General features: G+C 63.6%; 16 protein-coding genes. 9 read left to right on the forward strand and 7 right to left on the reverse strand.

Translation table 11 applies throughout. The annotated features are described in order from the left end of the window. Positions 1 to 6 precede the first annotated feature (6 nt). From V8352_RS05970 to V8352_RS05990, 5 genes are all read left to right on the forward strand, one after another. Positions 7 to 684, forward strand: a complete 678-nt coding sequence (locus V8352_RS05970) for a TetR/AcrR family transcriptional regulator (protein WP_336423357.1) — start codon at positions 7 to 9, stop codon at positions 682 to 684. Then, positions 681 to 2,072: a flavin monoamine oxidase family protein gene (locus V8352_RS05975; RefSeq protein ID WP_336423358.1), complete on the forward strand. Its 1,392-nt coding sequence runs from the start codon at positions 681 to 683 to the stop codon at positions 2,070 to 2,072. Before V8352_RS05970 ends, V8352_RS05975 begins: the two co-directional genes overlap by 4 nt. Then, entirely contained in the window at positions 2,069 to 4,159 is a 2,091-nt protein-coding gene (locus V8352_RS05980; protein WP_336423359.1) for an oxidoreductase, read from the forward strand. The genes V8352_RS05975 and V8352_RS05980 overlap by 4 nt, the downstream gene beginning before the upstream one ends. 19 nt (positions 4,160 to 4,178) lie before the next feature. Next, positions 4,179 to 6,770: an oxidoreductase gene (locus V8352_RS05985; RefSeq protein ID WP_336423360.1), complete on the forward strand. Its 2,592-nt coding sequence runs from the start codon at positions 4,179 to 4,181 to the stop codon at positions 6,768 to 6,770. 252 nt (positions 6,771 to 7,022) lie between these two features. Beyond that, entirely contained in the window at positions 7,023 to 8,309 is a 1,287-nt protein-coding gene (locus V8352_RS05990; RefSeq protein WP_336423361.1) for a glutamate-5-semialdehyde dehydrogenase, read from the forward strand. Between the two features lie 76 nt (positions 8,310 to 8,385). Here the strand turns inward: V8352_RS05990 and V8352_RS05995 are convergent, their stop codons facing one another. The 7 genes from V8352_RS05995 to V8352_RS06025 form a co-directional block, all read right to left on the reverse strand. After that, the gene (locus V8352_RS05995; RefSeq protein WP_336423362.1) at positions 8,386 to 9,162 is read right to left on the reverse strand and encodes a DUF2259 domain-containing protein; all 777 of its coding nucleotides are present in this window, start codon (positions 9,160 to 9,162) and stop codon (positions 8,386 to 8,388) included. After that, positions 9,159 to 10,136 carry a hypothetical protein gene (locus V8352_RS06000; protein WP_336423363.1) on the reverse strand — a complete coding sequence of 326 codons (978 nt, stop codon included), beginning with the start codon at positions 10,134 to 10,136 and terminating at the stop codon, positions 9,159 to 9,161. The genes V8352_RS05995 and V8352_RS06000 overlap by 4 nt, the downstream gene beginning before the upstream one ends. Before the next feature lie 49 nt (positions 10,137 to 10,185). Next, positions 10,186 to 10,425, reverse strand: a complete 240-nt coding sequence (locus V8352_RS06005; RefSeq protein WP_336423364.1) for a hypothetical protein — start codon at positions 10,423 to 10,425, stop codon at positions 10,186 to 10,188. 257 nt (positions 10,426 to 10,682) lie between these two features. Next, positions 10,683 to 11,636 carry a response regulator gene (locus V8352_RS06010; protein WP_336423365.1) on the reverse strand — a complete coding sequence of 318 codons (954 nt, stop codon included), beginning with the start codon at positions 11,634 to 11,636 and terminating at the stop codon, positions 10,683 to 10,685. A gap of 18 nt (positions 11,637 to 11,654) precedes the next feature. Then, positions 11,655 to 12,647 (reverse strand): sensor histidine kinase, encoded by a 993-nt coding sequence (locus V8352_RS06015; RefSeq protein ID WP_336423456.1) that lies wholly within the window; start codon positions 12,645 to 12,647, stop codon positions 11,655 to 11,657. Between the two features lie 238 nt (positions 12,648 to 12,885). Beyond that, positions 12,886 to 13,359: a molybdopterin-dependent oxidoreductase gene (locus tag V8352_RS06020; protein WP_336423366.1), complete on the reverse strand. Its 474-nt coding sequence runs from the start codon at positions 13,357 to 13,359 to the stop codon at positions 12,886 to 12,888. A gap of 168 nt (positions 13,360 to 13,527) precedes the next feature. Further along, positions 13,528 to 14,427, reverse strand: a complete 900-nt coding sequence (locus tag V8352_RS06025; protein WP_336423367.1) for a LysR family transcriptional regulator — start codon at positions 14,425 to 14,427, stop codon at positions 13,528 to 13,530. Positions 14,428 to 14,522: 95 nt separating this feature from the next. Here V8352_RS06025 and V8352_RS06030 point away from each other — a divergent pair, with 95 nt between their 5' ends. From V8352_RS06030 to hglS, 4 genes are all read left to right on the forward strand, one after another. Then, positions 14,523 to 15,698 (forward strand): pyridoxal phosphate-dependent aminotransferase, encoded by a 1,176-nt coding sequence (locus V8352_RS06030; protein ID WP_336423368.1) that lies wholly within the window; start codon positions 14,523 to 14,525, stop codon positions 15,696 to 15,698. 122 nt (positions 15,699 to 15,820) lie between these two features. Then, the gene (amaB, locus tag V8352_RS06035; RefSeq protein WP_336423369.1) at positions 15,821 to 17,323 is read left to right on the forward strand and encodes an L-piperidine-6-carboxylate dehydrogenase; all 1,503 of its coding nucleotides are present in this window, start codon (positions 15,821 to 15,823) and stop codon (positions 17,321 to 17,323) included. Next, positions 17,313 to 18,599: an NAD(P)/FAD-dependent oxidoreductase gene (locus tag V8352_RS06040; protein ID WP_336423370.1), complete on the forward strand. Its 1,287-nt coding sequence runs from the start codon at positions 17,313 to 17,315 to the stop codon at positions 18,597 to 18,599. The genes amaB and V8352_RS06040 overlap by 11 nt, the downstream gene beginning before the upstream one ends. Before the next feature lie 15 nt (positions 18,600 to 18,614). Further along, entirely contained in the window at positions 18,615 to 20,000 is a 1,386-nt protein-coding gene (hglS, locus tag V8352_RS06045; RefSeq protein ID WP_336423371.1) for a 2-oxoadipate dioxygenase/decarboxylase HglS, read from the forward strand. Positions 20,001 to 20,084 lie beyond the last annotated feature (84 nt).

Consider the following 20,084-nt stretch of genomic DNA (forward strand, 5'->3'; position numbering starts at 1 on the left):
ATGCAATTGCCGACGCAGACCGCCCCCAGAAGCCAACGGTACGCCCCACCCGAAGTGCGCCGCCAGCAGCTGATCGAAGCGACGCTGGACGCGCTGGCCCAAAAAGGCGTCTCGGGGACGACCATGGCGGAGGTGACCCGGCGTGCGGGCCTTTCCATGGGGATTGTCAGCCTGCATTTTCAATCCAAGGACAATCTGCTGACCGCAACGCTGCGCAGCCTCGCCGAAGAGATCCGTGACGCTTGGGCCCATAGCCACAAGGACAGCACCCTTTCCCCGGCCAAGCGATTGAGCAGCGTCGTCGCCGCCAGTTTCGATGCCAGCACGTCCTCACCCACCAAGATGAGGGCTTGGTTCGCGTTCTTTGGCGAAGCGCGCTATCGCCAGATCTATCGCGACATGGTCACGGATTTCGACGAAGAGCGTATCGACGCGATCGAGACGCTCTGCGCGCAGATCATTCACGAAGGCGGCTACAAGGACATCTGCCCCAAGACGCTGGCCGCCACGGTAGAGTGTCTGTGCGACGGTCTGTGGCTGAGCATGATCCTCTATCCCGACTGGATGACGCCCGCCGTTGCCAAGTGCCGCGTCATGGATGTCCTCGCGCGGCATTTCCCGATGCATTTCCAGCTATCCGGGGCACAGACAGGCGCAGGGACGCAGGCAGAAGGCGCGACATGAGGGCCGCCGCGCCCACCCGCCGCAACGCGCTGGCCGGGATCGCCGGTATGGCGGCGGCACTGGCGTGGCCGCGCGGTCTGGTCGCGCAGACATCCAACCCCGACATCGTCGTGATCGGCGCAGGGGCCGCCGGCATCGCGGCCGCGCGCCGCGTCATCGCCAGCGGGATGACAGTGCAGGTGATCGAGGCCGCAGACCGCATCGGCGGGCGCGCCTATACCGAAAGCGACACGTTCGGGGTGCCCTACGATCACGGCTGCGCATGGCTTCAGGGGCCCGGCGACCTGCCGCATTTGCAGGCTGCGCGCGATCTGGGGGTGAAACTGGTCGATCACGGCGCGGCGCGCGACGTGCTTTACGCCGAAGGCAGGCGCGCGGACCATGCCGAGCGCACTGCTTACGGCCGCGCCTTTGCCCGGCTCTATGCCGCGCTGGACACAGGCAGCGACGTGGCCGCGTCCAGCCTTGCCCCGCTCGGCGGTCCGATGGATGCCACAGCGCAAACCTGGACCGGACCAATGGATTTCGGCGTCGACATGGGCGCGCTCTCGACCGCCGACTTCAACGCCTATCCCGCGTTTGACGTCAATTATCTTGTGCATGAGGGACTGGGCACACTGGTGGCGTATCTGGGCCGTGCCCTGCCGGTCAGCCTTGGCACCGCCGCCACCGGCATCGACTGGAGCGGCGATGGCGTGCGCGTCGAGACAACGCGCGGCACCATCAACGCCCGCGCGGCCATCGTCACCGTCTCGACGGGGGTGCTTGCCTCGGGGGCGATCCGATTCACCCCGGCCCTGCCCAGCGCCAAGCAACAGGCGATTTCCGACGTGCCCATGGGCCTTTTGACGCGCATCGCGCTGCAATTCGACGGCGCGCGCTTTGGACTGTCCGAGAATGATTTTCTCACCTATGCGGTGCCCGGCGACCTGCCTGCCGAGGCCTGCTTCTTTCTGGCGTTTCCCACCGGACACGACATCACCGTCGGCTTTGTCGGCGGGCAATTCGGCTGGGATCTGGCACGCGCGGGCGAAGCTGCGGCAGTGAATTTCGCCTTGGGCGCATTCACCCGCATGATGGGCAGCGGTGTCGACAAGCATTTCGTCAAGGGACATATGAGCGGCTGGGCGCAAAACCCGCTGACACTGGGCGCCTATTCGGCCGCAAGGCCGGGCCGCGCCGCCGCGCGCAAGGTGCTGGCGCAGCCCTTGGGCGAGAGGGTGTTCTTTGCCGGCGAGGCGGTGGCTGGCCCCTACATTGCTCTGATGTCGGGCGCCCACCTGAGCGGCGAAAGCGTTGCGCGCGCCGCAATCGAAACACTTGGCGGCGCGCAGGGATGCACCTCATGCAGCGCACGCAAACAGAACCTCGGAAAGGCCCGACAATGACCAGACAAGATTCCATCATCCGCCCCGGCGCCCGCGATCCGCGCTATGACATCCTCTTCGAGCCGGTCAGGATCGGGCCGGTCACCGCGCCCAATCGCTTCTACCAAGTGCCGCATTGCAACGGCATGGGGCATCAATACCCTTCGTCGATGGCCGAAATGCGCGGGGTCAAGGCCGAGGGCGGATGGGGTGTGGTCTGCACCGAGCAGGTCGAGATCCACCACTCGTCCGAGCTGAGCCCCGCAATCGAGGGGCGGCTCTGGGACGATGCCGATCTGCCCGTGCTGCAACGCATGACCGACAAGATTCACGAGCATGGCGGGCTCGCGGGGATCGAGCCGTGCTATGACGGCATCTCCTCGCCCAACCGGTATAGCCGAGAGATCCCGATGGGCCCCTCGGCGCGCCCTGTCGAATACATGGACCCGGTGCAGGTCCGCGCGATGGACAAGACCGACATCCGCAACATGCGCCGCTGGTATGTCGAGGCCGCAAAACGGGCAAAGCGCGCGGGCTTTGACATCATCTACGTCTATGCCGCGCATAACCTCAGCGCGTTGTCCAAGTTTCTGTCGCGCCGGGCCAATGACCGGACCGACGAATACGGCGGCAGCCTCGAGAACCGCACCCGCCTGCTTCGCGAGGTGCTGAGCGAGACCAAGGAGGCCGTGGGCGATACCTGCGCCGTCGCCATCCGCTTTGGCGTGGAGGAGATGATGGGCGCCGCCGGCCTCACTTCCACCGGCGAAGGGCGCGATGTGGTCGAGATGCTGGCCGATATCCCCGACCTCTGGGACGTCAATCTCAGCGATTGGGACAATGACAGCATGACCTCGCGGTTTGCCGATGAGGGGTTTCAGGACAGCCATATCGCCTTTGTGAAGAAGGTCACCCAAAAGCCCGTCGTCGGCGTAGGGCGCTACACATCACCCGACAATATGGTCAAGCTGATCCGCTCGGGCATGCTCGACATGATCGGGGCCGCCCGCCCCTCGATTGCCGATCCCTTCTTGCCGAAAAAAATCGAGGAAGGCCGGATCGAGGACATTCGCGAATGCATCGGCTGCAATATCTGCGTCAGCAGCGATTTCATGGGCGTGCCGCTTCGCTGCACGCAGAACCCCACCATGGGCGAGGAGTGGCGCAAGGGCTGGCATCCCGAACGGATTGCCGAACGTCACGCAGCGGAAAACGTGCTGATCGTCGGCGCCGGTCCCTCTGGGATGGAGGCCGCGCGCGCACTGGGGCAGCGCGGCTATGACGTGACACTGGCCGAGGCCGGGACCGCGCTTGGCGGGCGCGTGACGCTGGAATCAGCGCTGCCCGGACTTTCTGCGTGGAAGCGTGTCGCGGACTACCGGGAATACCAGATCAGCCAGATGGCCAATGTGGAAACCTATCTCGACAGCCGCCTCAGCGCCGAAGAGGTGCTGGAATTCGGCGCCGATCACGTGGTGATCGCAACCGGCGCTACATGGTCTGGCAGCGGCGTGGGCCGGGCCAATGACGCGGCGATCCCGCGTGATGAGGGCGCCAACATCCTGACCGTCGACGCGGTGATGCGCGGCGCGGCGGCCACCGGCCCGGTCGTCATCTTTGACGACGATCACTATTACATGGGCGGCATTCTGGCTGAGCTGCTCCGCGATCAGGGCCACGAGGTGACGCTGGTCACGCCTGCGGGCGATGTCTCGACCTGGACGCATAACACGCTGGAGCAGACTCGCATCCAGAAGCGCCTGATCGAGATGGGCGTGCAGATCACCCCCTTGCACAACGTCGCCCGCGTCGGGCGCAGCAAGGTCGCGCTGTCGTGCATCTACACGGACCGCACCCATGAGATCGCCTGCGAGACGTTTCTTCCCGTCACAATGCGGGACGTCAATGATGCGCTCTATCATGAGGTTTCGGCCCTGTTGGCCGGGCGCGATGAGGCCCCCAGCCTTGCGCGCATCGGCGACTGTCTTGGCCCCGGCACCATTGCCGCTGCGGTCTATGGCGGGCACCGGTATGCGCGCGAGCTGGGCGCGCCCCCCAGTGATGCCGCCCCGTTCCGCCGCGAACTGCCACAACTCGCCACCGATTGAATCCCCCCAAGGTGCCGCCATGACCCGTGATCCCAGATACGACATCCTCTTCGAGCCGGTCAGGATCGGGCCGGTCACTGCGCCCAACCGCTTTTTCCAGGTGCCTCATTGCACCGGCATGGGATATCTGCGCCCGCGCACGCTTGCCGCGATGCGCGGGATCAAGGCCGAGGGCGGCTGGGGCGTGGTCTGCACCGAGTATAACTCGATCCATCCCACATCGGACGATGCGCCGGGGGTGCATGCAACGCTCTGGGATGACAGCGATATTCGCGCCAATCGCCTGATGACGGATGCGGTGCATGAACATGGCGCGCTGGCAGGGGCCGAGCTGTGGTATGGTGGGGCGCGCTCACCGAACCTCTTCTCGCGCTTGCCCGCGATGGATGTGGCCAGCCTGCCCAATCTGGCAGGCCACCCGTTCCAGACGCGCGCCATGGACAAGACCGACATTCGCAACCTGCGCCGCTGGCACCGCAAGGCCGCACTGAGGGCGCGCGACGCAGGGTTTGACGTGGTCTATGTCTACGCCACGCATGGCTACCTCTTGGCCAACTTCCTTGACCCGGTGATGAACACCCGCAGCGACGAATACGGCGGCAGCCTCGACAACCGCCTGCGCCTGACCCGCGAGCTGATCGAAGAGACCAAGGAGGCCGTGGGCGATCGCTGCGCCGTCGCTGTGCGGTTCAAGGCAGATGAGACCATCGGCGCGGACGGCGTGCCCGAATACGGCGACCGGCGCGAGATGTTCGAGCGGCTGGCGCATATGCCCGACCTTTGGGACATCAACATCGCCGATTATTCGCTGGAAATGGGCATGTCGCGCTTTGCCTGCGAGGGCGCGCTGGAGCCCTATATGTCATGGGTCAAATCCGTAACGAACGTGCCTGTCGTCACTGTCGGACGCTTTACCTCGCCCGACACGATGGCCAGCCAGATCAAGCGCGGCATCACCGACTTCATCGGCGCGGCGCGGCCTTCGATTGCCGATCCCTTCATCCCCAACAAGATCGCCGAGGGCCGCCCCGAAGACATCCGCGAGTGCATCGGCTGCAACATCTGCTACTCGGGCGACAGCCTTGGCGTGCCGATCCGTTGCACGCAAAACCCCACCATGGGCGAGGAATGGCGGCGCGGCTGGCACCCCGAGCGGATGGAGGCCAAAGGGGCGGACGCCCGCGTGCTGATCGTCGGCGCAGGGCCTGCGGGCCTTGAGGCGGCGCGCGCCACCGGGATGCGCGGTTATGATGTGATGCTGGCCGAGGCAACGCGCGTCCTGGGCGGGCGCGTGCCCCGCGAGGCGGCTCTGCCGGGCATGGGCGAATACATCCGCGTGCGCGACTACCGCGAGGGCCAGTTGGCCAAACTGCCCAATGTCGAAGTCTTTCGCGAGAGCCGGCTGAGCGCGGAGGATGTCCTTGCCGTGGAGGCCGATCATGTCGCCATCGCGACTGGCGCGACATGGCGGCGTGACCGTTTCGACGGCAAGTCCTATGTGCCCGTCGCAACCGCTGGCGCTGCGGTTCTGACGCCCGACGACATCATGGATGGCACCCTGCCCGACGGGCCATGCGTGGTCTTTGACGGCGACAATTACTACATGGGCGGCCTCATCGCCGAGGCGCTGGCGGATGCCGGCACCCACGTCACCTATGTCACTGCCGAGGACAGCGTTTCCGCTTGGGCCGGAAATACCTCCGAGCGTTGGCGCATCCGCACGCAAATGATGGAAAAAGGGATCGAGATCGTCACCGCGCATACGCTGACTGCCTTCGACGGTGCGCAGGCTTTGCTGGAATGCGCCTACACAGGCAGGGCGCGCCGCCTCCAGGCCGCGGCAGCCGTGCTGGCCACGCAGCGCCGCCCGAATGACGACCTCTATCACCAGATCCTCGCCACGGTGGACGGCGATGCCGCGCGCCTGCCCTTCAGTCTGAGCCGGATCGGGGATTGCGAGGCGCCGTCCATCGTCGCCGCCGCCGTCCATGCCGGGCACCGCTTTGCAGCCGAGCTGGACACCACGCAGGACGCCGATCTGCCCCTCAGGTTCGACCGCATGGATGTGGCCGATAGCGCGCCCCGCCCCATTCCGTCCGAGCGATCGGAGAAGGCCGAGCCGGGATACCTGAAGACGTTGCTCGCCTACTATGAGGAGGAAATCGGCGGCATCGCCTATTTCAAAGCGCTGGCGGATCTGTGCGACGACCCCGATCACAAGGCCAAGATGGCTCTTCTGGCCGAGGTCGAGGCGCACACCGCCGATATCGTCGCGCCGCTGCTGGAACGCCATGGCCTCACCCCGCGTGGCGTGGAGATCCTTCACGCCGAAGGGACAGCGACGGTCGCCACCGGCCCGCAGGATTGGGACGGAATGATCGCCGACATGCGCAGGATCTTTCCCGGATACATCGCTGATTTCGAGCGGCTCGAACGGATGGCACCGCCGCAGGACCTGCCCATTCTCAAGCGGATGACCGAGCATGAGGTGGTCGCCATCGCCTTTCTCGAGCTGGAGGCAAAGCGCGACCCCGACAGCAGCGCACCGCTGCGGCGCTTTCTGGCCAGCCCGGCCCGGACGCCCGCCCCGGCCGTCCACGGCGCAGCCTGAACCGCGGCTCAGAGCGCGCGCAAAACATGTTCTGTGATGATCTGGCCAATAATTATCCCAAAAACGACATGAAACTTGCTGTCAGCGGCATCCGTTTACGGTATGCCCTGTCCAAACCAATGCACGCAGTCCGGTGGCTGCCTTGCGATGGACGCCGCGCAATCCCACCTCATCAGGTAACGGGCGCGCGGCGTCACCACGCGCAGCCCAGCATGAAAACGGCCCCTTAGGCCGACGAGAGGAGACAAGAGAATGAACGACATGAGCACCGATACGCCAAAGGCCAAGGCAGACATTGCAGCACTGGTTGCGGATCTTGGCCAGCGGGCCAAGGCGGCGGCGCAGGATCTGGCAGGCACCACCGCCGAGCAGCGCAACAATGCGCTGACCGAGGCGGCCAAGGCCGTGCGCGCCCGCGCGCCTGAAATTCTCGAAGCGAATGCCAAGGATTGCGACAGCGTGAAGGATGCCGGCAAGGACGCCGCGTTCATCGACCGCCTGACCCTCACCGAAGAGCGCGTGGCCGGGATGGCCGATGCGATCGACGCCATCGCGGCGCAGGACGATCCTCTGGGCCGGGTGCTGGCCACCTTTGATCGGCCCAACGGGCTCAAGATCAACCGGGTCAGCGTGCCGATCGGCGTGATCGCGATGATCTACGAGTCGCGGCCGAATGTCGGGTCGGACGCGGGCGCGCTCTGCGTCAAATCCGGCAACGCGGTGATCTTGCGCGGCGGCTCCGAGAGCCTGCATTCCTCGCGCGTCATCGTGTCGTGCCTCGCCGAGGGGCTGCGCGCCGCTGGCCTGCCCGATGACGCGGTGCAACTGGTCGACACACGCGACCGCGAGGCGGTCAAGCTGCTCTTGCACAGCACCGATCTGGTCGATCTGGTCATCCCGCGCGGCGGGCGGGGCCTTGTTTCGCTGGTGCAAAAGGAGGCGCGCGTGCCGACGCTTCTGCATCTTGATGGCAACAACCATACCTATGTGCATGCCAGCGCCGACCTCGAAAAGGCCGTCGGCCTCGTGCAGAACGCCAAGATGCGCCGGACCGGGATCTGCGGCGCGACGGAATGCGCCGTGGTCGACCGCGAGATCGCGGGCGATTTTCTGCCCCGCCTCGCCGAGGCGCTGGGGGATTGCGAGTTGCGCGGCGATGCCGAGGCGCGCGAGATTGTGCCCGGCATGACGCCCGCGACGGACGACGATTGGGGCACCGAATACCTCAGCAACATCCTGTCGGTTAAGGTCGTCTCGGGCCTGCAAGAGGCGATCAGCTTTGTTCAGGCGCATTCGTCCGGGCATACGGACGCCATCGTGGCCGAGGATATGGATGTGGTGACACCCTTCATGACAGCAGTGGATTCCGCGGTCGTGATGCACAATGCCTCAACGCAGTTTTCGGATGGCGGCGAGTTTGGCATGGGCGCCGAAATCGGTATCGCCACGGGCAAGATGCACGCACGCGGCCCGGTCGGCGCCGAGCAGCTCACCAGCTTCAAATATCTGGTGTTTGGGGACGGGCAAAAGCGTCCCTGAACGCAGCGGCGGGCCGGTAGGTATCAGCTGGTATCAGGACCGGGCCGCTCCCCTGCCTCAGGTCTGTCTGTGACATCTAAGGTTCCTGGGTGGCCTGCATGTTCGCGCGCGGCGGAATTGAGGCCGCGATCACATGCCGCTCCAACCCCTCGAACCCCTGCTGCCAGACGGAAATCAGCGCGACAATCGCCGTCTCGGGCTGCGGATATCCGGCAGAGACGACAGCGTCTATCCGGTAGGTTTCGGCACATCCGCGCGAGGCCGGAATGCGCTGGTCCTCATGCAGAACCTGCGCCGCGCCATCGGGCCCCAGCAGTTCCAGCCGGTAGCCGCGCAGCGCATCGGGCTGCGGGCAATAATCGACCGTCGCAGGCACCGGAACGTCCGAAAGCCTCAGGGACAACTCGGCGTTGGGCTGTGCCGTTGGGTTGTCTGGGTTCGGAATGGCAACGCGTGTGACCTCGCGCGCCAGATGCGCCTGCCCGACCCCGGCCGCATAAAGCACGGTCGCCGGGCGGCGGATGCGCAAATCCTGCAACATGGGACGCGCGGTATCCATTGCATCACGCCGCACGCGCTCCAACGCGGCAAATGGGGCTGCCTCGACCTCTGCCATTGCCGTTTCGTCCCGGCCAGCACGAAAGGGCGAGCCTGAAACCCAGGCATTCTGCGCCAGATCGACCACAAAGACAGTGGCATGGGGCAGTCCCGATCCCCGCTGCAAACCGTAGGTCTTGAAGGCAAAATACCGACCGTCCTCGGAAAACCCGATGATCTGGTCATGGGTGAACGGCGTGGCAACGGCCGGTGCCCCCCAAAAACAGACAAGCAAGGCAAGGACACGCCAGATCATCCGGTCGCCTCCGCGGGTTCCGCAGGGTCCGCACGTTCCGGCGCAGCGCGCGATTTCAGCTTTTGAAACTTGGCCGACATGCCTTCCAGCTTGGCGTCCCATTCAGGGTTTGGAACCTGTCCTTCCATGGTGCGGAAGTAGGCCTGCAACAGGCAGGCCACGGCCAAAGGCTCCAACAGGGCCTGTTTGACCGACCACGCCAGAATAAAGGCGATCACGATGCCCATGGCTGACATCCCGCCGGGATAGAGATTGCTGATAAGTGCGGCGGGGGCCAGCATGACGAAGAACACGATCGCCCCGAGCCCATAGACGAACAACGTGATCCAAGCCGCATTCTTCAGCATGGGACGGTAGTTCTGCGCATAGAGCACCAGCGCCGAGCGCGCCGAGGCCCATGGGTCTGCCGCACGCGTTCGAATACCATGGGCAAGGATCACCTCGTCAATGAACCCCACCGCCACACGCAGAAAAGCGCGCAGGATGGTGACAAGCTGGCGCACCCCGGGAATGGGCAACACTGTAAACACCCCGCGGATCAGCCCGGTAATCGCGCGCAATACGCCCTTGACCAGCTGGTCGATGGCGAACAGCACGCTGACTTCGCCAAAGCGTTCGCGCACCATTGCCTGTGCATGGCCGATCTGGCTGCGTCCGTCCGGCATGGGGCGATTGTCGATCAGCTCCACCATGACCGCGATATGGCCTGCCTTGACCATGTAGAGAATGTATTCGCGCAGCCAATACATCACGATCACAACGATGCCAAAGCCCGCCAGCCCACCGAAGAAGGTAGCCGAGGCGCGAAACCCATCGTCACCAAGCGCACCGACGCCCCAGCCGATGCCTGCGCCGGTTCCGGTCACCAGAACGTAAGCCAGTGCAGCGCCAAAATAGACCGCCATGCGCAGCAGGACGAATGGAAGCGTTTGAAGCATCAGACCGATGCCGAGGCGAAAGGAAAAATCCCACATTGTGCATGTCCTTCGTTTCAGGTCAGAGGAAAAGGGGCAAAGGCCAGCATCAGCGCAGACGGCCCTTGATCTCTTGCTGCCATTGCCTGACAGCGCGCGGGTTTTCCCCGACAAGGCGCCCGATGACAGCCGCATCGCCCATCATAAAGTCTGCAAGCGTCTTGATCCCCTGCGACTCAAGGGTGCGTGTCTGCTTGGGCGAAAAATGATCTCCCGGAAACGCGCGCGAAAAGTGATCGCCGGGGAAAAAGGTCTTTCCAACTCCGGGCACTTCCTTTTTGCCCTTCATCGCTTTCTTGCCTGCGACCCCATCGCTCTGAGCAATCCTGAGATCAGGATTTGCCTTTTTTGCAAGGGTTTGCGCATGCGTGTCCCTTGGGCCAAGCCCAAGCAGAACAGATAGAGCCAGCGAAACAACGGCCGTTTTTGCCAAGATGTGACGAGTCATTCCAATTTCCTGTTACATTGTGACGGGCGGCAGACAAGGCACGCCTCGCGGCACACTAAAAGCAAATCCAGCGTCCCGCCCCGTCTGAACAGGGGGGATCAGACCGGCTGGCGCAAGGGCAGTGACAGCAAAAGCGCCACAAGATCCGCCTGTCTGTGCATCCCTGTCTTGGCAAAGACATTGCGCAAATGGAACGCGACGGTGGTTGCGGCCACCCCCAGTTCAAGCGCGATTTCATCCGGCCGCAAACCCGATGCCAGATGGCGCGCGACACGGGCTTCGGTCGGGGTCAGATCGAACATGTCGGACAGGGCCGCAGCAGACAGGGGCACTTGTGCATCCTGCGTTGTCAGAAAGGCCATGACCATGGCGGGTGTGCCGGAAACGGGATCAGGCGGGCAGGCATGAAGCTGCGCGATGCACGCCGTGCTGTCATCCAGCAAGAGCGATTGCCCCTCCTCGCGCCCGGAGCGCTCATGCGCCCCCATCGCGCGCACCGGTTCGGCCAGCATATCCCGTGACTTCGCGCCACTCTTGGCAAGGATACTGTCTGCGATTTCATTGGCCCGGAGCAGTCTGCCTTCGGGCGTAAAGATCAGGACGCCGACAGTCAGGGTATCAAACAGATGCTGGCCGAGCCCCGCCGCGTGGCTGATGCCGGCCCTTGCCGCCGCGCTTTGACGCAGACGCGCCTCGATGGTGGACAAGAGCAGGTCGTAATTGATCGGCTTTGTCAGGTAGTCATCTGCCCCGGCCCGCTTTCCCCGGATGACGGCATCCGTCATGGACAGCGCGGACAGGAAGACCAGCGGCACATGCGCCAGATGCGGGTGATCGCGGCGCAAGCGCGCCAGCACGCCGTAGCCGTCCACATCGGGCATCATGATGTCACACAGCAACAGATCGGGCACGCAGTTTTCAAGGCAGGCAAGCAGCTCGGCCCCGTTGCGCGCCTCTTGCACGCGGTAGCCCGCCGCCTGCAATTCATCCGAGATATCGCGCAAGAGCTGCGGCTCATCCTCACAGCACAGGATCAGGGGGTGTTCAGCCATTGCAATCCGTCATCCTTATTACGCCACAGGTAGCCAGAAGGTGAAAACCGATCCCTTACCCGGCCATGTCTCGAAGCTGATGCGCCCGTTTTGTAGCCGGGCAAGCGCCTGCGCCAGGGCCAGCCCAAGGCCCGCGCCATCCTTGCGTGTATTGCCGCGAAAGTAGCGATCAAACAGATGGGGCTGAAAGCTGGCCTCAATACCATCGCCCTGATCCGCAACCGCGCAGGCGATCTCATTGCCCTGCCGAAACACCCGCACTTCGACCGGTCGATCGGCCTCACTGAATTTGAGGGCGTTCGAGAGCAGATTTTCAATGACATGGCCCACAAGGTGCTGATCCCCGCGCGCCCTCAGAGGCCCCTCGGCGCAGGATGCATATACCTCGCGGTGCGGATGACGGCCTTGGGCCTCGGTCACGATCAGTTGCACGACGCCCGTCATGTCAAGAACCGAAAAATCCGCCTGAAGCTGTTCATTGTCGAGCCGCGCCAGCAAAAGCACGGTATCGCTCAGGCGCGTGAGGCGGCCAATGGCATCGGTCACAACCTCGCGCCGCTCGGTGACATCCTGCGCCGTGACCGCATCGCCCTTGCGCGCAAGCCGGTGGAGTGCGCTGTCGATCAGGCTGAGCGGGGTGCGAAGCTGGTGCGAGACAATCGCGGCGAAATCGCGATACATCAGGGCGATGTTCCTTTCCTGCTCCAACAGCTTGTTGGAATTCAGGTTCTGGACGTCGGCGACATGCAGTTGGCGCTGCTTGCGCAGCAACAACCACGAAATGGCCAGCGCTGCCACGAAGGCCGCCACGACGGCAAAAATGACCAGTTGCTGTGTGTTGCGATACGCATCCAGCCGGGCGGCGGCCCTGTACCAGTCGGTGATCATCACGTCATTTGCAATGCGGTTGATCTGCGGATGCAGCCTCTCTGTCAGCCCCAACATAGCCTCATGCTGCCCGTCATCATGCCCATGAAGCTGCGGGTCCAGTGCCAGCAATGCCGCCACCATCTCCTCCACGGCTTGCAGGTGCCCGATGTCCTCCAGATACCGTGCCTGCGGAGAATCTCCATCTGGGTCTGGCTGACCACCCAAAGCATATTCTGAGTGACCGCAATCCGCATGTCGCGTTCAAGGGCCGAGGATTTTGCCAAGGCGAAGGCCAGCGACCCCAGAAACACAATCATCACCGGCAGAAAAGGCGCATATAGCGCCCAACCTGAGCCGCGCCGGGATGCCGCGGTTCGCATCATTGAACATGCAGCGATGTCAGTTGCCACACCCAGCGGGTGTCATAGCGGATGTCCTGCAATTCCGGATGGTCGTCTCTTGGATAAACGATCCAGACAGGCCCCTTGTCCCGTGGGCTGAGGGCGGCACCATCCATCGACAGTGCGCCAATGACATCAAAGCGCTCGAAATCCGAAATCGGTATTTCGATCCGATAGTCGTTGAGAGCCGCGGCCACGACCACCTCGCCTTCGGCAGGGTATGTCTCCAGAAGGTCGCGCATCAGGAACCCCTCGAACTCGACGGTGCCATCGGTAACGCTTGTGTTGGTTGCTACCTGATGTTGCGGAAGGTCCAGCAGATCGTCGCGCGTGAAGGATATTTCAGCATCCGAACCGGCCCCGGTCACTGTGAGGATAGGATCCTGGGCAACACTTGGCGCCGCCACAAGCACGAGGCCAAGCGCCAACGCAAACCGTGCATTTTTGGTCATGATCTTTCCAAAGCCTTCGCATCAGACAACTCACTTCGTGCGAAGCTTGTCAGCGCCTCCTTGCTCGGGCAAGGGTAATTGTCCATTTTTCAACATGTTGTAGCAAATGCACCAGCGGAGCCCACGCTCGTGCACCTGGTGCGCCGGGACATTGTGCGCGAGACGATCTCAGGCGCCCTTCAACCCCGCCCCCGATTGCGAAAGCCACTGCAAAAAGGCCGACAAGGGCGCATTGGCCGCGCCATTTCTTGGCCAGACCAGATAATAGGTGCCTTCCACATCAATATAACCCGAACTCGCAGCAACCAGCCGCCCGCGCTGAAATTCGCGCACCGCAAGGAACTCGGGCAAGAGAGCGATGCCAATTCCGGCGACGGCAGCCTCAGCCATCTGGGCGAACTGATCGAACAACATGCCACGAAGCCGGGCCGCATCCAGCCCATGCGCCTTGAACCAGCCCTCCCACGCGCCCGGCCGGCTTTCCAGATGAAGCAATGGCTTGCCAAACAGATCGCCCGGCGCCAGCGGAAGCCCATCCGCAAAATCCGGCGCACAGACCGCAATCAACTGCTCCCCAAGCAGCGGCAGGTGGTTTGCCCCGCGCCAGTCATCGGTTCCAAAATGAATGGCCGCGTCGAAATCTTCGCTCTCGAAATCGAACGGCTTGATCCGCGTGCTCTGGTTGACCAAAATCTCGGGATGCAGCTGCATGAAGCTTTTTAGGCGCGGACCCAGCCAATGTGTGCCGAAAGCAGGTAGGACCGCGAGATTGAGGTTCGAACGTGCGCCGCTGGCTTTGACCTTCAGGCTGGCTCGGGCCAGATCGTTCAGATATTCCCGCACGGACCTTGCGTAGGCGGCGCCAGCGAGCGATAGCCGCAAGCCTTTTCCCTCGCGAATAAAGAGCGACACGCCGATTTGCTCCTCAAGCACCTTGAGCTGGCGGCTCACTGCCGAGTGGGTCAGCGACAACTCATGGGCGGCCGCCGTGGCGGTGCCAAGCCGCTCCACGGCTTCGAGGGCCAAGAGTGAATTGACCGAGGGCAGAAAACGACGTGGAGCTATCATGGGAGTTTTTCTCCAACCTTTGTTCCATAATGTCAATTTTTTCCTGTCGCCCATACGTCTAGTCTTTCGCAGAACGCACAACGGCTAGGCGCACAATGACCAAACAGGCAGAGTTCCGGCGGGCACCGCGCATTGCATCTTTGGAAATTTCCGAGATCGCCCAACTGAGCGAGCGTGCGGCAGCGCTAAGGGCCGCCGGGAGGGACGTCGTGGCCCTGTCAACGGGCGAGCCGGATTTCCCGACGCCGGGTCATGTGATCGAGGCGGCCCATGCCGCGGCCGTTGCCGGGCAGACCCGCTATCCCGCCACAATGGGCACCCCTGCCTTGCGCAACGCTATCGCGGCGATGAACGCAGTGACGCAAGACAGTGTCATCGTGTCCACCGGCGCCAAGCAGGTGATTGCCAATGCGATGCTGGCATCGCTGGACACCGCGGATGAGGTCGTCATTCCCGCGCCGTTCTGGACCAGCTATGCCGACATCGTGCGCATGGCAGGCGGCACCCCCGTCTTTGTCCAGTGCCCGATGGATCAGGACTTCAAGATCACACCGCATGATCTGGAGGCCGCGATCACCCCCGCGACCCGCTGGCTTATGCTGAATGCGCCGTCGAACCCGTCGGGCATGATCTACAGCGCCGAAGAACAAAAGGCGCTGGCGCAAGTTCTGGCGCGCCATCCTCATGTGCTGGTCATGGTCGACGAGATTTATGAGCACCTCAGCTACGCCCCCTATTCTTCGTTCAAGGCCGCCGCACCCGAGCTGGCGGGTCGCATCCTGATCGTCAACGGCGTGTCCAAAGCCTATTCGATGACCGGCTGGCGCATTGGGTGGGGCATCGGCCCTGAGGGGTTGATCAAGGCAATGGGCGTGGTGCAGGGTCAGATCACCTCGGGCGCCTGCTCCATCGCGCAAGCTGCGGCACTGGCGGCGATCACCGGCCCGCAAGACCTGCTGGCAGAGCGCCGGGACATCCTGAAGGCCCGCCGGAACAAGGTTGTCACAGCGCTGAATGACATGCCCGGCATCCGCTGCCCGGTACCGGACGGGGCATTCTATGCCTTCCCCGAGATATCGGGGGCCATTGCGGCGGGCGGCTTTGCCTCGGACGCGGATCTTTGCACCGCGCTTCTGGATCGGGCGGGCGTGGCCATCGTGCCGGGCCGCGCCTTTGGACTGAGCGGGCACGCACGGCTGTCCTTTGCCTATGCGGTCGCCGATCTGGACACAGGGCTGGCGCGCATGGCGCAGTTCTTTGCAGAGTGCTGACAGACCCTGAGCGCGTTTGATCTGCCCTGCCGCAGATGAAACAACACAACAGAAAACGACAGCCGATCATGCCACCTGCCCAAGAGGCGGCGCATGACAGGAAACAAACAAGGAGTTATCACATGTCCCACGCAGAGATCCTGGCCCAATCCGGCCTTTCCCAATCCGACGTGACCGGTGGCACATTGCCGGTTCATACGCCCGTTGACGGGTCCGAGATTGCGCGGCTGAAGACCCACAGCACCGCCGAAGCCGATGCGATGATCGACAAGGCGCATGACGCATTCCTCGCTTGGCGGCAGGTGACCGCACCCCGTCGCGGCGAATATGTGCGCCTGCTGGGCGAAGAACTGCGCCGCCAGAAGGACGCGCTCGGCGCGCTGGTCACGCTGGAATGCGGCAAGATCCTGCAAGAGGGTCTGGGCGAAGTTCAGGAGATGATCGACATTTGCGATTTCGCGGTCGGCCTGTCGCGCCAGCTTTACGGTCTGACGATCGCGTCGGAGCGGCCCGGCCACGCGATGCGCGAAACCTGGCACCCGATGGGCGTCTGCGGCGTCATCACGGCATTCAACTTCCCCGTCGCCCCTTGGAGCTGGAACACCGCGCTCGCGCTGGTCTGCGGCGATCCCGTCATCTGGAAGCCCTCGGAAAAGACGCCCCTGACGGCGCTGGCCATCCAGAAGATTTGCGAAAAGGTCCGCGCAGACTTCGGCGATGACGCGCCCGAGGGCCTGACACAGGTTCTGGTCGGCGAGCGGGAGTTGGGCGAGGCCTTGACCGCCAATCCCAAGGTTGCCGTTGTTTCCGCCACCGGCTCGGTGCCGATGGGGCGCGCCGTGGCCGCTGACATGTCCAAGCGGCTTGGCCGCACCATTCTGGAACTCGGCGGCAACAATGCAATGATTGTCGCGCCTTCCGCCGATCTGGAAATGGCGCTGCGGGCCATCGTCTTTTCGGCTGTCGGCACTGCGGGTCAACGCTGCACCTCGCTGCGCCGCCTGATCGTGCATGAGGACATCTATGACGAGTTGGTGCCGCGCCTTGTCAAAGCCTATCAGGGTCTGCCCATCGGCGACCCCCTTGCCAAAGGCACGTTGGTCGGCCCGCTGATCGACGCGCAGGCAATGAAAGCCATGGATGCGTCACTGTCCCAAGCCGAGGCCGAGGGCGGCACCGTGCATGGCGGCGGCCAGACACTGACCGACACCCACGGGTCGGCGGCCTACGTGCACCCCGCAATCGTCGAGATGCCGTCGCAGACTGCGATCGTGCATCACGAGACCTTTGCCCCGATCCTCTACGTGGTGAAATATCGCGATCTGGACAAGGCGATCGACATGCAGAACGAAGTGCCCCAAGGCCTGTCGTCCTGCATCTTCTCGACGGATCTGCGCGAGACCGAAACCTTCCTTTCGGCGGTGGGCTCCGATTGCGGCATTGCCAACGTCAATATCGGCCCGTCGGGTGCCGAAATCGGCGGGGCCTTCGGCGGCGAAAAGGAAACCGGCGGCGGGCGAGAGAGCGGCTCGGACGCATGGAAAGGCTACATGCGCCGCCAGACCAACACGATCAACTACTCTCGCGAACTGCCGTTGGCGCAGGGCATCAAGTTTGACATCTGACCACGCCGACAACCTGTGGCGACAGAGCCACAGGGCCGATACGGATGTCCCCGCGCTAAGCGGGGACATCCAGACCGATCTGCTCGTGATCGGCGGCGGGTTCACAGGCTGCTCGGCCGCGCTGGAAGCAGCGCAGAGCGGTGCCGATGTCATCCTGCTGGAGGCGCGGACCATCGGACACGGTGGATCGGGCCGCAACGTCGGGCTGGTGAATGCCGGTCTTTGGCTCCCCCCGGACGAGATCACGAAAAAGATCGGCCAGACGGCGGGCATGCGCCTGATCGACGCCTTGGCCGTCGGCCCGGACCTTGTGTTTCGCCTTGTCCAGGAACACGGCATCGACTGCGACGCCACGCGAAACGGCACGCTCCATCTGGCGCATTCCGCCTCCGGCCTGCGGAGTTTGCAAAGCCGGTTCCGACAAGGCAACCGGACCGGAGCACCCCTGCAATTGCTCGATGCCGAGGAAACGGTGCGCCGCACCGGATCGCGCGCCTTTCACGGAGCACTTTTTGATCCGCGCGCGGGGACGGTGCAGCCGCTGGCCTATTGCCGGGGCCTCGCGCAGGCGGCCCGAGACGCGGGGGCGAAACTATTCGAAAATTCCGGTGTCGAGGCCATCGCGCATGATGGTGCGCTTTGGACCGCGCAGGTGCATGGCCACCGGGTGCGCGCAAAGCATCTGATCCTTGCAACCAATGCCTATGCAGACGGGATCAGCGGCGCTCCGACGCGCGAATTCGTGCCGGTGCATTTCAGTCAGTTCGCTACGGCGCCGCTGACGCAAGAACAACTGCGGGATATCCTGCCCGGCGGCGAGGGTTGCTGGGACACGGACTTGGTCATGAGTTCGCTTCGGATCGACCGGGAGGGCCGCCTGATCATCGGCGGCGTCGGCAATGTGGCGGGCCTTGGCGCAGCCATTCACCGCAAATGGGCGGACCGCAAGCTGGCGCAGTTTTATCCCGAACTCGCCGGAACGCCGTTCCGGCACGCATGGTCCGGCGCCATTGCGATGACCTCTGACCACCTGCCCAAGGTGCTGTCTTTCGGGCCGAACGCGCTGTCGATTTTCGGCTATTCCGGACGCGGCATCGGCCCCGGCACCGTCTTTGGAAAACGCGCGGCGCGGGCGCTTTTGTTTGGAGAAGACAGCGGTTTGCCCGTGCAGATTTCCGAGCGCTACAGCGAGGGCCTGAAGGCCCCCCGCGCCGCCTATTATGAACTTGGCGCCGTGATGTCCCATGCCATCCGGCCCATCTTGAAAAAATCCTGAGGAACGACCCACGCAATGACCGACAAGATGCACCCTGACGACATCCGCACCCTGTTTTCCAGCGCCATGTCCGCCATGTACCGCCAGGAGGTGCCGCAATACGGCACGCTGATAGAGCTGGTGCGCGAGGTGAACGCCGCAACGCTCAAGGATAATCCGGAGCTGCATGCGCGCCTTGATGCCGCGGGCGAGCTTGACCGCCTCGATATCGAACGCCACGGCGCGATCCGGGTCGGAACGGCTGAGGAGCTTTTCAACATTGGCCGCATCTTTGCCGTGATGGGTATGTTTCCGGTGGGCTACTACGATCTTTCCGTCGCGGGCCTGCCGGTGCATTCAACGGCCTTCCGCCCGGTCGAGCACAGCGCGCTCGCGCGCAACCCGTTCAGGGTCTTCACCTCACTGATCCGCCTCGATCTTTTGAAGGATCAGGCGCTGGCGCAACGGGCGGCAAAAATCCTGTCGGAGCGCAGCATCGTGACGCCCCGCGCCTTGGAGCTTCTGGACGCGGCCGAGGCCAGCGGCGACCTGAGCGCTGAGGACGCGCAGGAATTCGTGCGTGAGACGCTTGAGACCTTTCGTTGGCATTCGGGCGCTACGGTATCGGCCGACACCTATGCGGCGCTGGTCGGTGCGCACCGGCTGATCGCCGACGTGGTCAGCTTCCATGGACCGCATATCAACCACCTGACACCGCGCACTCTGGACATCGACGCGGTCCAAAAGGGCATGCCCTCCAAAGGCATGGCTCCCAAGGCCGTCATCGAAGGCCCGCCGCGGCGCAGCACCGGCATCCTGCTGCGGCAGACCTCGTTCAAGGCGCTTGAGGAACCGGTCAATTTCGGCGGCACCAAAGGCACCCATACCGCCCGCTTTGGCGAGATTGAGCAGCGCGGCGCGGCGCTGAAACCCGCAGGCCGCGCGCTCTATGACGAGTGTCTGAGCAAGGCCCGCGCCCGCGTATCGGTTGGCCTGCACGGCGAACATGCACATGAATACGTGGCCGCATTGGAAGAGGAGTTTGCCGCCTTTCCGGATGACCTGACCACTTTGCGCCGCGAAAACCTCGCATTTTTCCGCTACAGCGCGAAAGGCGGAGCCGTCGCGCCCGCCCAAAGCATCGAAGCGCTGATCGATGCCGGCCACCTGATTGCCGTCCCGCAGACCTACGAGGATTTTCTTCCGGTTTCGGCGGCGGGCATCTTTCAGTCCAACCTCGGATCGCAAGAGCAGTCGACCTTCGAACAGTCTGCCAACCGAGCCGCGTTCGAGAAGGCTCTCGGCGCCGAGGTGAGGGATGAGCTGTCGCTCTACGCCATCACCGAAGAAAGCAGCTTGAAGGACGCGCTCGAAATCCTTGGCCAGACCCATTTGAAGGTCAAGATACGCGCCGTAGCCTGATCGAATGCAAAATGCAGGGCCGCGGGACAATCTAAAAAGACACCATAGACCCGGTGTCTGAAGTGATCTCAGCCGGGGTGGATA

It is taken from the genome of Roseovarius sp. D0-M9 (assembly GCF_037083805.1).
In the GTDB taxonomy this organism is placed as follows: domain Bacteria; phylum Pseudomonadota; class Alphaproteobacteria; order Rhodobacterales; family Rhodobacteraceae; genus Roseovarius.

Bases quoted from the DNA above. Each gene is read 5' to 3' on its own strand.
- V8352_RS06030 (WP_336423368.1), top strand. From the start codon at position 14,523: ATGACCAAACAGGCAGAGTTCCGGCGGGCACCGCGCATTGCATCTTTG.
- V8352_RS06000 (WP_336423363.1), bottom strand. From the start codon at position 10,136: ATGTGGGATTTTTCCTTTCGCCTCGGCATCGGTCTGATGCTTCAAACG.
- V8352_RS05985 (WP_336423360.1), top strand. From the start codon at position 4,179: ATGACCCGTGATCCCAGATACGACATCCTCTTCGAGCCGGTCAGGATC.
- V8352_RS06005 (WP_336423364.1), bottom strand. From the start codon at position 10,425: ATGAAGGGCAAAAAGGAAGTGCCCGGAGTTGGAAAGACCTTTTTCCCC.
- V8352_RS06025 (WP_336423367.1), bottom strand. From the start codon at position 14,427: ATGATAGCTCCACGTCGTTTTCTGCCCTCGGTCAATTCACTCTTGGCC.
- hglS (WP_336423371.1), top strand. From the start codon at position 18,615: ATGACCGACAAGATGCACCCTGACGACATCCGCACCCTGTTTTCCAGC.
- V8352_RS06015 (WP_336423456.1), bottom strand. From the start codon at position 12,647: ATGGTGGCGGCATTGCTGGCACTGGACCCGCAGCTTCATGGGCATGAT.
- V8352_RS06010 (WP_336423365.1), bottom strand. From the start codon at position 11,636: ATGGCTGAACACCCCCTGATCCTGTGCTGTGAGGATGAGCCGCAGCTC.
- V8352_RS06020 (WP_336423366.1), bottom strand. From the start codon at position 13,359: ATGACCAAAAATGCACGGTTTGCGTTGGCGCTTGGCCTCGTGCTTGTG.
- V8352_RS05980 (WP_336423359.1), top strand. From the start codon at position 2,069: ATGACCAGACAAGATTCCATCATCCGCCCCGGCGCCCGCGATCCGCGC.
- V8352_RS05995 (WP_336423362.1), bottom strand. From the start codon at position 9,162: ATGATCTGGCGTGTCCTTGCCTTGCTTGTCTGTTTTTGGGGGGCACCG.
- amaB (WP_336423369.1), top strand. From the start codon at position 15,821: ATGTCCCACGCAGAGATCCTGGCCCAATCCGGCCTTTCCCAATCCGAC.
- V8352_RS05975 (WP_336423358.1), top strand. From the start codon at position 681: ATGAGGGCCGCCGCGCCCACCCGCCGCAACGCGCTGGCCGGGATCGCC.
- V8352_RS05990 (WP_336423361.1), top strand. From the start codon at position 7,023: ATGAACGACATGAGCACCGATACGCCAAAGGCCAAGGCAGACATTGCA.